At 44.4% G+C, this 14,158-nt stretch carries 9 protein-coding genes and 1 pseudogene; 7 read left to right on the plus strand and 3 right to left on the minus strand.

The window, feature by feature from the left end; translation table 11 throughout:
- Nucleotides 1-12 precede the first annotated feature (12 nt).
- The gene (gene pdxR / locus NKT06_RS15225; protein ID WP_253435912.1) at nt 13-1,503 is read right to left on the minus strand and encodes a MocR-like pyridoxine biosynthesis transcription factor PdxR; all 1,491 of its coding nucleotides are present in this window, start codon (nt 1,501-1,503) and stop codon (nt 13-15) included.
- Nucleotides 1,504-1,649: 146 nt separating this feature from the next.
- Between pdxR and pdxS the strand changes: the two genes are divergently transcribed.
- From pdxS to NKT06_RS15255, 6 genes are all read left to right on the plus strand, one after another.
- Nucleotides 1,650-2,534, plus strand: coding sequence for a pyridoxal 5'-phosphate synthase lyase subunit PdxS (gene pdxS / locus NKT06_RS15230; protein WP_253442583.1), 885 nt, complete (start codon nt 1,650-1,652; stop codon nt 2,532-2,534).
- 204 nt (nt 2,535-2,738) lie between these two features.
- Nucleotides 2,739-5,198, plus strand: coding sequence for a GH39 family glycosyl hydrolase (locus tag NKT06_RS15235; RefSeq protein ID WP_253435915.1), 2,460 nt, complete (start codon nt 2,739-2,741; stop codon nt 5,196-5,198).
- Nucleotides 5,199-5,401: 203 nt separating this feature from the next.
- Nucleotides 5,402-6,634: a PTS sugar transporter subunit IIC gene (locus NKT06_RS15240; protein WP_253435918.1), complete on the plus strand. Its 1,233-nt coding sequence runs from the start codon at nt 5,402-5,404 to the stop codon at nt 6,632-6,634.
- A gap of 19 nt (nt 6,635-6,653) precedes the next feature.
- Entirely contained in the window at nt 6,654-8,927 is a 2,274-nt protein-coding gene (locus NKT06_RS15245) for a beta-glucosidase (RefSeq protein ID WP_253435922.1), read from the plus strand.
- 301 nt (nt 8,928-9,228) lie between these two features.
- Entirely contained in the window at nt 9,229-10,311 is a 1,083-nt protein-coding gene (locus NKT06_RS15250) for an ABC transporter substrate-binding protein (RefSeq protein ID WP_253435927.1), read from the plus strand.
- A gap of 183 nt (nt 10,312-10,494) precedes the next feature.
- Nucleotides 10,495-11,343, plus strand: a complete 849-nt coding sequence (locus tag NKT06_RS15255; RefSeq protein WP_253442585.1) for a stalk domain-containing protein — start codon at nt 10,495-10,497, stop codon at nt 11,341-11,343.
- Nucleotides 11,344-11,402: 59 nt separating this feature from the next.
- Here the strand turns inward: NKT06_RS15255 and NKT06_RS15260 are convergent, their stop codons facing one another.
- Together NKT06_RS15260 and NKT06_RS15265 are read right to left on the minus strand one after the other, a co-directional pair.
- A complete protein-coding gene (locus NKT06_RS15260) occupies nt 11,403-11,627 on the minus strand; it encodes a cupin domain-containing protein (RefSeq protein WP_253435930.1) in 225 nt (74 codons plus the stop codon).
- Nucleotides 11,628-11,647: 20 nt separating this feature from the next.
- Nucleotides 11,648-11,782: pseudogene (locus tag NKT06_RS15265) on the minus strand (helix-turn-helix domain-containing protein); the annotation flags it as partial.
- A gap of 623 nt (nt 11,783-12,405) precedes the next feature.
- Between NKT06_RS15265 and NKT06_RS15270 the strand changes: the two are divergent.
- Nucleotides 12,406-13,485, plus strand: a complete 1,080-nt coding sequence (locus NKT06_RS15270; RefSeq protein ID WP_253435933.1) for a collagen-like protein — start codon at nt 12,406-12,408, stop codon at nt 13,483-13,485.
- Nucleotides 13,486-14,158: the final 673 nt, after the last annotated feature.

Here is a 14,158-nt window from a genome sequence, read left to right on the forward strand (position 1 = left end):
AGACGATGTACTTCACAATGGAGTGATCACGGCATTTTTTAATCTGGATACGCCTTCCTGTAATTGTTCATCTGACAAATGTGCAAAAGATAAATAGATCCCATACTTCGTACCATCAGATGTTGAACTGTTGACTTCTGAGTATACCACACCTTGTAACCTAGCCGATGCCCGAAAGGCTTCATAAGAGGTCACATTACCTCGCCACCAGCCAAACACGTGCAGACCTGCTTCATTCTCTACCCAATCAAACCACGTAGAGAGCTGCTGGTTCAACAGTTTGAGTAAGAGATGGAATTTACGACTGTACAGACGATTCATCCTGCGCAGATGACGCTCATATTGACCGCTTGTCATAAATGCAGCTAATGCCCGTTGTTCGATCAGGTTGACGGGTCTTGGCTCGTATAATGCCTGCGCCTTTCTAAAGGTGTCTGCCAAGGTAGGGGGAAGAACCACATACCCAAGTCGTACTTCTAAAGGTAAGGTTTTTGTGAAGCTGCCGAGGTAGATAACACGACCTGCTTTATCAAGTGTTTTTAGCGGTTCAACATGCATTCCGCGATATCGGAATTCACTATCATAATCATCTTCGACAATCATGGCATCATGCCGATGTGCCCAGTCCAGCAAGGTTTGTCTGCGCTCAAGGCTGAGCATCTCGCCAGTAGGAAACTGTCGTGACGGCGTGACAAACAACATGCGAGCTTCCCAGTCTTGAGGTACAACTCCCTGGCCATCAAGATTGGCTTCAATCAACTTTGCACCCGCAGCCCAAATAGCTTGAGATATCCCGACATAACAAGGACTCTCTGTTACTACATAATCCCCTGGATCTGCAAGTAACTGAGTGAGTAGAGCTATGGCTTGCATGGAACCAGCAGTCACGGCGATATGATCCGGATCGACTTGAATTCCCCGCATTCTCCGAAGATAGGCAGCAATAGCTTCTCTCAATCTCGGCTCACCTGTTGAACTCACCATAGCTGAGGTTGTTTCCAGGTGATGCTCACGCTGCCTTATCTCTGCATACAGTCGATTATTCCATTCATCATAAGGAAACTTGGAGAAATCAGGTTGGTATTTGCTAAAGTCGATCACTTCGTCGGAATCAATTCTGGAATCATGTGGTGGAGCATTGGTATGTGCATTTCTTTGAATCGTCTGCTGTCCCAACTGCTGAATACGATTCCCCCAGGCTGATAAGTGATGGGTACATGTTTTTACAGTGGACGCATCATTGTTCAAATCCAACTGATACGCGACAAAGGTTCCTCTTCCATGCTCTGAAAGAATGTAACCTTGCGCAGTCAACGTATCATACACTTGATTCACGGTTCCCCGGGAAATGTGATACGTCGCAGCTAACTCTCTGGTCGAGGGTAACTTCTCACCATATATTAGATTGCCTTCATGAATAGCATCACGAATCGCATGATAAAGAGCCTTCATCTTGGTATATTTTCGGTTCAAGTATGAACTGTAAGCTACATGAAATTGCATATGCCCTCCAGAGTTATCATTGAAGTGGTACAATAAAAACCAAAATTATTGGATCTTTTTATATGACCATTCTCATTCTATACTAAATCATAGTTTAGAGCGATGCCTTTATTGAAAATCACCCAAAAGTTAATAGGAGGACTACAATTATGCAAACAGGTACAGATCGTGTAAAAAGAGGAATGGCTGAGATGCAAAAAGGTGGCGTCATCATGGACGTTATGAACGCAGAGCAAGCTAAAATCGCTGAGGCGGCAGGTGCAACAGCAGTTATGGCTCTTGAGCGGGTACCTTCTGATATTCGCGCAGCCGGCGGAGTAGCTCGTATGGCAGATCCAACGATCGTTGAAGAAGTTATGAAAGTTGTATCTATTCCAGTTATGGCCAAAGCACGTATCGGTCATTACATAGAAGCCAAAGTGCTTGAATCGCTGGGTGTGGACTATCTGGATGAAAGTGAAGTTCTCACGCCTGCAGACGAAGTGTTCCATATTGATAAACATGAGTTCACTGTACCATTTGTATGTGGAGCCAAAGATTTGGGAGAGGCTCTTCGCCGTATTGGCGAGGGAGCATCGATGATTCGTACAAAAGGCGAGCCTGGAACGGGCAACATTGTAGAGGCAGTTCGTCATATGCGTCTTATTAACAGCCAGCTTCGCAAAGTGCAAAACATGTCCAAGGACGAGCTGTACGCTGAAGCCAAAAATCTGGGCGTAGCTTATGAATTACTGCGCGAAATTCATGAAAATGGAAAACTTCCTGTCGTTAACTTTGCAGCAGGCGGAGTGGCTACTCCGGCGGATGCAGCACTAATGATGCACCTTGGAGCAGATGGTGTGTTTGTAGGATCAGGTATTTTCAAATCAGATAACCCTGAGAAATTCGCTCGTGCCATCGTTGAAGCTACAACACACTACACGGATTACAAACTGATTGCCGAAGTATCCAAAAACTTGGGCGCCCCTATGAAAGGGATCGAAATTTCTAAGTTGGCTCCTGAAGAGCGCATGTCCAACCGCGGTTGGTAAGATAGCAGGGCATCTGGTTGAATAGGTAATTTGAACATTTATAAAGAAGAGCCGATCCATTGAACTTAATGGATCGGCTTTTTTGTTCTTACTGCCCAGCTTGTTGATATCTTCAAAATGCTGTGCCTATAATAAGCGGTATGAAGGAAGGTGCGGACAATTCGCTATCTATACGAGTTTATTCAACATCAGGACGATCTGCCTATGAAACTCTTCGTGAACTCGGTGAAGCATATTGATTTCCATTGGCATAAGGAAGTGGAAGTTGTATATGTTCTTCATGGTTCAATCATCATGTATCTGGACCAGCAGCAATATACACTGCATGAAGATGATGTAATCGTGGTTAACAGTATGTCAGTCCATAAGATCGAACGAACCAATCAGGACAACGTGTTATTGACATTGCAGTTCGGTCCTGAGTTGATGAACAATAATGCGTTTATCTCCTGTAACTCTGCCTTAAATGTGGAGCAGGACGCTTCCTGGCTGCATAGCATTAAACAATATCTTGCGCAGATGGTATGGGAGATCAACAAAAAAACACCGGGTTATCAAAATTTCACTATGGGCAGATTACAGATGTTATGCGGCTGCCTGCAGAGGTATTTTTCCAGTGGAACAAATTCCGCATTGGAAAACGGCAGCAGGGATTATGACTATAAAAGACTGAACAGGGTCCTCACATATATTGATTTACACTACAATGAGAAGATTACGCTGCAGGATATGGCCGATTCCGAACATTTAAGTCTGCATTATTTCTCCCACTTCTTTACCGATAAAATCGGGATACCTTTCCAAAAGTATTTGACGCTCATTCGTTTGGAGAAGGCTCAGGCTCAACTCGCAGCAAACGATAAAAATATTTCGGAGATCGCGCTGGATTGTGGATTTGCGAATGTAAAGCTGTTTAACAAATACTTCAAGGAAAAGTACGGCTGCACGCCCGGCTCCTATCGGGAAGCTTCGCGTACACCGGAACCCCATCAGTTGAATGTGAACCGCAAGCCCAAAACGTATGAGGAATCTTCAAGCGGAGATTATTACGAGATGGAAACGTTGAATGCGATAGGCTCACTGTATCGATATCTGGATGCTAAGGTAGACGCCGATCATGACACGCTCCCTGTACCGTCTACACATCTGTCAGACCAAACTAGCATTGAAATTCGTGCGGATCAGACATCGTCTGTCTATGAAAAGCACTGGAATATGACCATGACGGCAGGGAGAGCCATTGAGGGTTTGCGTGAAGATTGGCGAAAACAGTTCTCCGCGCTGAAAGGGAAAATACCTTTTCAAAATATTCGGTTTCACGGCATCTTCAATGACGAGATGATGGTGTACAGCGAGAACGAGCAGGGCATGCCCCTCTATAACTGGTCTTACGTGGACAAGTTGTATGATTTCCTGCTGGATCAGGGCGTTCGGCCATTTGTGGAATTAAGTTTTATGCCGAGCCAGCTGGCGAGATCCAAAGAAACGCTGTTTTGGTGGAGGGGGAATATCAGCCCGCCATCCTCCCCTGCCAAGTGGCAGGCGCTTGTTGGCGAATTCGTTCGCCATTGTTTAAATCGTTATGGGGCAGATGAAGTGAGACGGTGGTATTTCGAAGTATGGAACGAGCCTGACCTGGCTGGTGTTTGTTGGGCAGGAAGCAAGGAAGAATACTTTGCGTTTTACGAATCGACCGTTCATGCCATCAAATCGATTTTGCCGGAACTGAAGGTAGGAGGTCCAGCTATGGGTTACGGATCTCTCTGGAACGATACCTGGGCTGAGGAATTTTTGTCTTATTGCAGCAAGCGGGAAGTGGCTCTCGATTTTTTTTCATTCCACATCTATTCGGAGTATCCCAAACTTAAAGTTGAAGATGATCGATTAACCCAAATCATGCATCCTGCTTTTTATAAAGAGAGTATTGAGCTTATGCGTCAAAAAATGAATGCGTCATCGTACGCTCATGTTGAACTTCATGTCACCGAGTGGAACTTTTCGCTGTATGACCGAAACTTGCTGCACGATACCATGTTCATGGCTCCATTTGTCATTTACCACACCATGAACACGCTCGGTGACGTGAAAGCGATGGCTTTCTGGTCCTTTACCGATGTATTCGAAGAAAGTATCGTTCCCGCTTCTCCTTTCTACGGAGGTTTTGGCCTGATTAACCGCGATGGGCTGAAGAAACCCAGCTATTATGCATTTGAACTTATGCAAAAGCTTGGGGATGAGCTGCTCGTCAAGGGAGACGGGTATGTCGCAACCCGAAAAAGGGATGGAAGCATGCAGTTTTTGTTCTATAACTATGTGCATGTAGACCGGCTGTTTGCAAGTGGAGATTGGTCGGAATTATCCAGCTCAACCCGCTATGACGTATTTGAGGAAAAAGGCAGCAAAGCTTATGAACTAACCCTGAGCAATCTCGAGGGACTTTATAAATGCACCAGTTATCAATTGGACCGGGAGTATGGATCGGTATTTGATGAGTGGACCCGCATGGGATCGCCCTATTCCTTGACGGAAGAAGAAATCTTCTTTTTAAACGGAAGGAGCGGCCCGATAATGAAGACAGAGATGGTAAGGGATGAATGTTGGCGCAAGGAAGTGGTGCTTCCCCCTCATGGCGTGATGTTACTCATTTTGGACAGACAATATTAGAAAAAAGTGCTTTTAAGACATCCTTTCAGTATTGAAGGGATGTTTTTTGTTGTTTAATTCTTGTTCAGGCTGGCAAGCTAGAACTGTAGCGATAGATTGGGCAAAAAACGATCCATGATGCGGCAAGTTCCAACAAGAAAGCGTTAACATAAATCGATATACTATGGTTGTGGCAGCATAGAGGAAGACAGGGGGAGTTTAGGATGAAGCGTTTCATGAAATGGATGACAGATTCGTTTGCGCCAAGATTGGAGGCGTTTACGAACAATATTTGGGTTTCTTCGATTCAAGAAGCCATCATGGTCGCCATTCCGATGATTTTCATCGGTTCAATTATTACATTGATTTCGATTTTGCAGGATTTCATTCCGGGAATGCCGGACCTGACACCCATCACGACATTCAGTTTTGGTTTGCTGGGGTTGTTTATTGCTTTTTTGACACCTTATGTCGTGATGGAAAAAAGAGAACGACACAAAATCAAGTTGCTTGCGGGAATGACGGGCATATCTCTGTTCGTCATGCTGCTTAACCCAACTCTAAACGAAGACGGTACCATTCAGTTCATTCTTGAACGATTCGGACCTTCGGGGATGATTACAGCACTCCTGGTAGGTGTATTCGTTGCTCTTGTCATGATCTTGTGCAACAAATTTTCGTTCTTCAAAAAGGGATCTTCACTTCCCGAATTCATTATGGATTGGTTCGATTTTCTCGTCCCGATCGCCCTGGTATTAACAACAGGATGGGTGCTTGTATATCAGCTTCATTTTGATATTTTTGGACTGATCGTGAACGTTTTTGAGCCGATCAATGCCGTGGGACAAAGTTTAACCGGATTTTTATTGTTCAACTTTATCGGCGTAGTACTGTATTCCTTTGGCGTAAGCCCGTGGGTTATGACACCGATCTGGTACGCGATCTGGATACCTGCAATTGAAGAAAATGCAGCTCTTGTCGCAGCGGGACAAGATCCCGTCAATATCAACACGTTTGAAACCTTTTTCTCCGGATGGCTGGGTATTGGAGGAATGGGAGCGACCTTGCCGTTAGTTGTTTGGTTCCTGATGGCACGTTCGAAAAAGCTGAAATCTGTCGGCAAGGCAACTATTATCCCGTCCTTGTTCAACATCAATGAACCCGTCGTGTACGGAGCACCGATTGCCTTTAATCCATTACTCATGGTGCCGATGTGGATTAACGCACTAATCACACCGGTCATTGTGTACTTGGCTCTCGACTGGGGTTGGGTACGAATTCCAAGCCAGATCTTCCAGCTATGGTATACACCGATCGGCCTGTCCACCTACATTATGTCCGGATTTAATGGGCTCATCTTGCTGGCTGTTGTCCTAGTGATTGTATTTATTGTCTGGTTTCCGTTTTTCAAACTGTATGATGCACAGGAACTGAAGAAAGAACAGGAAGAAAATTAATATCAGAAGGGTGAGTACTATGGATAAATCAATCAATGAATTATTGTCGGCATTGACCCTGGCAGAGAAAGCTTCACTCTGCGCAGGATTGAATATGTGGATGACGAAAGGAATCGAGCGGTTAAACATTCCGCCGGTTCATATGTATGATGGGACAAACGGCATCCGTAAAACGAACAGTGATGAAGAAATGGGTATTACAACGGAAAATGTACCTGCAACCTGTTACCCTACGGGTTCAGCCATCGGTTCTTCGTGGAATACGGAATTGTTGCATGAAGTCGGTGTGGCACTGGGACGTGAATCGAAAACGATGGACGTCGAGCTGCTGCTTGGACCTGGTGTAAATATGAAAAGAACGCCGCTTGGCGGAAGAAACTTCGAATACTATTCGGAAGACCCATACTTGACGGGGGAACTTGGTGCGGCGTTTATAAACGGAATCCAAAGCGAAGGCGTGGGCGCTTCTATCAAACACTTTGCAGGCAACAACCAGGAATTCGAGAAAATGGTGACCAGTTCGGAAATCGACGAGCGGACGCTTCGCGAAATTTACCTGAGCGCCTTTGAACGTATTATTAAGAAATCCGACCCATGGACGGTCATGTGTTCCTATAATTTATTGAATGGAACCTATACGAGTGAGAACGAACATTTACTGCATGACATTTTGAGAGAAGAGTGGGGTTATGAAGGTGTTGTCCTATCCGACTGGACAGCTGTCAATGACCGCATACGTGGTCTGAAGGCCGGGCTTGATCTGGAGATGCCAGGTCCCGCTCATTACAATGCCAAAGCAATCATTGAAGCGGTTCAGAACGGAAGCCTGTCCGAAGAAAAGTTGGATCAAAGCGTGGGTCGAATTTTGAAACTGGTTGAGCGGGTAACGGGCAAAAAAGATTTGGAATCATCTCCAGATTCGGACTATCATGCACTTGCACGTAAAGCGGCGGCCGAGAGTATCGTGCTTCTGAAAAATGAGAACGCGATTCTTCCCCTAGGGAAGGAGTCCATTTCGTCGATTGCCGTGATCGGACGGTTTGCCAAAAAACCAAGAATTCAGGGAGCGGGCAGCGCGAAGGTAACACCTACAAAAGTCGATATTCCATGGGACGAGATAAAGAATCTGGCTGGTGATGCCACGACCATGAAATATGCAGAAGGGTACCCGGAGGATGACTCTATCAATGATGAGCTAATTAAGGAAAGTGTCTCATTAGCCATGAATTCCGATGTTGCTGTATTGTTTGTGGGCCAACCGGAATATGCCGAATCGGAGATGCATGATTTGCAAGGCATTGATCTACCCGAGCATCAGGTAAAATTAATTCTCGCGGTAGCGGCGGTTCAGCCCAAGTGCATCGTTGTGACGAGCAGCGGTTCCGCACTGGCGATGCGTCCATGGGTACAACATGTTCCTGGTGTGATTCATTCATGGTTGTCGGGTCAAGGCATGGGTAAAGTGATTGCAGATGTATTATTCGGACAGACGAATCCATCGGGCAAGTTGTCTGAGACCTTCCCTGTTAAACTGTCGGACAACCCCTCACATATGCGAATTCGCGGAGAGAACGGCAAGCTGTATTATCGCGAAGGCCTTTTCGTAGGTTATCGATATTATGACCGGAAAGAACTGGCACCTCAATTCCCGTTTGGACACGGATTGTCTTACACATCGTTTTTGTATACGGATCTGGAAGTGGCTCAGACCCATAACGGTGTGACTGTGTCCTTCCAATTGAAAAATACCGGTAAGCGCAAGGGGAAAGAAGTTGTTCAACTGTATGTTCACGATGAAGAGTGCACATGGACCCGTCCAGAGAAAGAATTAAAAGCTTTCACTAAAGTTGAACTGGAGCCGGGTGAACAACGTATGATTACTTTTGAACTGGAAGAGAGAGACTTTTCATACTACAACACCAAGTATAATCGTTGGGTGGCAGAGACCGGATTTTTCCAAATTTCACTTGGCAGCTCGTCCAAAGATCTCCGAATTACGGAACGTCTGCATTGTGACTTTGGTAAGGAAGAAATCACTTTCCACAAATTCAGTCTGCTTAGTGAGTGGATGAGTGATCCGGCAGCAAAACAGGAATTGGAACATTGCCTGAATGAAATGAACGAGCATGTTACAGACAAGGTATATCTTAATGAGGAGTTTGTGGGATTCTGGGCAGATTTCCCGATGATCAAAGTATTCCAAATGTTCGGTCAACAATGGATGAATGAACGTTCACCTGATGAAATTATTCATGAACTTATCACCAAGGTTAATCAGGCACGAAATGAATAGTTAAGTAAAAGAAAAACCAAGTTCGATCCTAAACAAAGGACATGAACTTGGTTTTTCTAACCTTACGGGATATATCGTTTAAAAGCTACAGAACGCTATGCACAACTTACTCGAATAAACGATATAAATGCCGATCGATACGAACTGGCCACCCATACGGGGGCTCTTTTTATTTATCATGTAAATGATATTGATTATTGTTCTCATTTACAACCTTCGACATTTACTATATACTAACAATAATGATTTTACATATTGGTCAAAAAGACAAAAGAGAATTCAAAAGGGAGAGATTATTTACATGTTGGTATCCGTTAAAAAAGGGATGATTCTATGTTTGATTACTGCAATGATTCTGGTGCTCGCAGCGTGTTCAAGCAACAATAGCGGCAGCGAAGATACGAATGGCAGCTCACAGCAAGCTGCGGAGAGCAGCGCCACGAATGCAGCAACAAACGGGGAACAAACCGACGCAGACGCTTCAACACCTGCTGAAACAACTTACCCGGTAACCGTTTCAAACTATACAACAGAGAACGGCACCTGGGTGAAGAAGGATCAAACGTTTGACAAGGCACCTGAACGAGTAGTTGCTAATACCCAAGGTGCAGCCGAACTAATGATTCGCCTTGGTTTGACAGACAAGCTTGTGGGTGTAGCTGCGTTGTTTGGTAGTGTACCTGAAGATATTGCGGATGAGTTTAAACAAATTCCTGTGCTGTCTGAAGGTTATGTAGGTAAGGAAGTGACCATAGGTGCTTCGCCTGACCTGGTTGTGGGGCGTGGTGGATTGTTTGAGGATGCGGATTGGGGTGTTGGTACAGTAAGCAGCTTGAATGATATGGGGATCAAAACGTATGTACAAAGCACCAGTGTTCCTGATGCATCGTTAGATAGCCTGTATCAGGATATTACTGAATTAGGTGAGATATTCAACGTACAAGCGAATGCAGCGGCATATATTGAGACGCTAAAAGCGCGAGAGAATGCCTTGTCGGCCCGAGCTAGCGCTGAAACGATCAACTATGCATCTTTTTCAGATAATGGTGATGGAACCATTGGAATCTACAACGGAAACGGAGATACGTTTATTGAAAGTGCAATGTCATTGATCAATATGCATAATATGCTGATTAATGAAACCGGCACACTTAGTCTGGAGAAGCTAATCGAGATTAATCCAGATGCCCTGATTATTTCCAGGTATGCTGGTGGCATTGATCCAGAAGAAACGATTAAAAAGCTGCTAGCCAACAAGCAGGTGCAAAACATTAATGCAGTTAAGAACAAGAAAATCTACATTATTGATTTCAACAACTTCTGGGGCTACGGAGATTCCATCTTCACAGGTGTTGAAGGGCTCGCTGATGATCTCGGGTTGTAAATGAGTCCCCTTAAAAGTCGCTATTTTAGCGGCTTTTTTTGTTATCTGGAACCCGATCTCCGACTCTAGTTGAACCGGGTTAACTCGTTGAATGATAATGAGAGTGGAGTCAAACTTTATTTGGAATCTAACGTTACTATTATAAGATTAAAAATCACATGAATGGGGTGAGTCGCTGTGAAAATGAAGTATTTGAAAAAAGTAGTTGTCGTTGCATTAGTGATGTCCGTCTTATTACCACTGGGGGCTCAAAAATCTGAAGCAGCAAAAAAATACGTTGATTTGGAAATTCAGTGGGCAGACGGCCGTATTAACCATGTTGAGACGTTACACAAGGATGGAGTCACTTACGGAAGCTTGTTCTCACTGGGTATTAAGGCAGGTCTGCCGTGGGGGATGGACGATGATAATACGGCCGTACTGAAGAACAGTCAGAAGCATATTGTAGTGCACTTGGGAAGTAAAATTGCCGAAGTGGATGGTCAAAAAGTAGATATGGGCAGTGAACCTGTGTGGTATATTAGTAACCTTTATGTGCCCATTAGTTTTCTTGCAACTGCTATGGACGGGGAAGTGACTCATCAAGATACGAAGACGAACAAGGTAACCGTGACTGGGCTGAGTAGTTATACCGATACTTTTTATGGCAGCAACATGGGATACATCTATATGATTCGTGCTGCAAAAGGTGATCTTGAAATTACGAATGCAGTTACTGGAAAAAAGAGTCTGATTCCATTAGGTATAAAGGATATGAATGTAAATACCCATGATCTCAAGATCAATTTCAAGCGGAGTCCTCAAAATCTACTTATTGTCATCATAGAACATACTAACCGAGAAACGGAAGACTACGATCTTTACACGTTGGTATTCAAAAACAAAGGTCTGGTTCGCAAATCCATTGCTCACGGGGTAACGGGGCAGCATGAGATTTTAAATGAAGATGGTACCATTGAACTCATCGATGACAACTGTATACGTATTATCGAAGATGGAAGTGGTAAAGTGCTTGAAGTGCTTCCTCGTTGAATAGATATCTAATATCTCAAAGAGCCGCTGATCAGAGTGATCGGCGGCAAAGATAACATTTAATTAGGAGCAATGGGGGATAAGTTCGGTATGACAACTTCGCTTCCAGGCTCCATTAACATGATGTGACATTCCTTATCGGCGGAAGGCTTAATCTCAACTCCCTTAGGGACAATAAACATCTCATCTTTGGAAAGTCTCACTTGACCATCACGAAAATCAATAATCATCTCACTTTCGAGCACAGAAAACAACTTAACAGTTTCCTCTTTAGATTTAGGCATAACATGGATGCCTGTTGAAATCAGGCTGAATTATTGATGAACTTCTGACGATACGCAGTAGGAGAGACGCCATTTTGTTTTTTGAACACTCTACTAAAATAAAAGGGGTCAGCAATGCCAACGGTTTCAGCAATCTGTTTTACAGACGCGTCATTTGCCAAAAATGTGTGCAAAATGCGCTGCTAACTGATTAACGTCTACTTTCACATTCCATACCTCGTTTCAATAATGATTGCCGGCCTGTTGAGATAAATCGCTGCAGATCTTACTATAACATTATTGATAATCATTATCACTGTCGATATATAAAACAACCACTCTTCAAAAATTACGAGAATACATATGAGAAACCTCATTTTTACATATGGGCAAAACCTGTAGATCTGCAATTGCTTTATTCGAAAAAAACATATCTCTTTACAGAAGCTTCTGCTGGTATGAAAATGGAGAATAACCCTGCCTAATAAGGTGGGGTTATTCTTTTTTAATTCACTTTTTGAAGGATTCGAGATGGTTTGCAAAACGCTGTAATAGATAGAGGGGCAGGAATATCATGCAGGGAAATCGTCCGATAACAGAGCATATACAAGATCTTTGCTCTTGACTTCAGTTGCTTCATCAGCATGTTCTTATGCAGGAGGAGTCAGGACACAGTCATTCAACCCATGCTTGAACTTGTATATGGGCAACTTGTACTTCACGATTGCCTGGTATTCTACATAATCATAGTAGATGAGCTCGATTCACCGAGAGGCTCTGAATAAAGGAGGCATCTAGTATGGCAGTTTTATCAACGGGGCCAATCGAAAATCATATTGTTGCAGGAAGTGGTGTGCGGCCTACCCAGAGAATGACGGTAAGAATGGTCAATCACAATTTAACCGATGTATATCATATCTTGGTTCAAGGATATCATTTATCGGACGTCCGTACATTATATGTTGAAGAGTTATTTAGTGTTTTGCCTAATCAAGTGATAACGAAAGACTTTGATGCGAATTTTGATGCAGTTGAGTTTAATTTTACATTGGGTGACGCCGCTGTGGCAGACGCCAAAATTTCGGTATGGGGAAGAGACCAGAATGGAGAGCTGGTGACTGCGCATCGTCTGGTGTCGAGTGAACTTATAGGAGCTGGATATAATACTTCAGGCGAACTGGGAGCGACAGGTGCCACAGGCGAGACCGGAGCAACTGGAACCACAGGTGAAACGGGAGTGACGGGAGCTACTGGCGAAACCGGAGCGGCGGGAGCCACAGGCGAAACGGGAGCGGCGGGAACCACAGGCGAAACCGGAGCGACAGGTGCCACAGGCGAGACCGGAGCAACGGGAGCCACAGGCGAAACCGGAGTGCTGGGAGCCACTGGCGAAACCGGAGTGCTGGGAGCTACAGGCGAGACGGGAGTACCAGGAGCCACTGGCGAAACCGGAGTGACGGGAGCTACAGGTGAGACAGGAGTGTCAGGAGCAACTGGCGAGACAGGAGTAACAGGAGTAACAGGAGCCACAGGCGAGACGGGAGCAACAGGAGCAACAGGAGCAACAGGAGCCACAGGGGCGGCGGCAGTTTCTTCGCTGTTTTTTGACAGTCAGCCCGGGTTGCTTAATCTTCCGTTGGCAGGAACAATTACGCTTGGCTCCGTAACTGTAGACCCAGGCTCTATTCCGGCAGATGATCTTGTAAAATTGGACTTTACTTCGCAGATCGCAGTGGTTGTGGAAGATAACTGGAGCTTCGATTGTAACATTACCCTGACCAATTTTGCAGGAGCGGGGGGGGGGGATCCAGTTGAACTACACCCAAAGGGGGGATGCCGCAGGTACAATAAGGATTTATCCCATTGGCGGCACTGTTAGTACTTTCCCTCCTACTACAACGGCAATAACATATTTTTTAATTTTGCAATTTACAACAACTACAAACGTTACGAGCGCAACGGCAGAAGTAAGAAACATAAGTGCTATTCGTTTCAGTTAATTGGAGTTTAACGGATGATAATTAGACGTTTACTTTATTAACATATTGAGGTTGTATATTAAGCTATGGAAACGACCTGACTGCAAATTTATCGTGGATTGTTTATATTAAAATGATGATTAGCCATAAGGAAAGTAGCATAATTTTCGAACGGAAATGTTCGAGGGTTATGCTTTTTGTTATGTTTGTCTTTATAAATTCAGTGAATTATGAAACTCGGCGTGCGGCAGCTGAATACGTGGGAATTATACGGACGTCTCGCTCCTATAGAGAAGGTCTGGATGAACCATAGCTGTACCGGCTGCAGCCTCCCAAGCATCATCAAAGGAATGTAGAGTCGGATCCTCGGATTTAATCTGAATAGTTGCTCTACATAGTTTGGATAACAACTTTAAAAATGCATTAATTTCGTGCGTGTAACTACCTCGCTTCAAAGTGCGTACTTCCCGAAAGGATTGTTAAGCTCTACAATTTAGTTATAATTGGACAACAAGGGATAACAAAATTATGAAAGTGCAGATGAGCAGCAAACAATACGCCGCAGACATTCTG

Source organism: Paenibacillus sp. 1781tsa1 (assembly GCF_024159265.1).
GTDB lineage: Bacteria > Bacillota > Bacilli > Paenibacillales > Paenibacillaceae > Paenibacillus.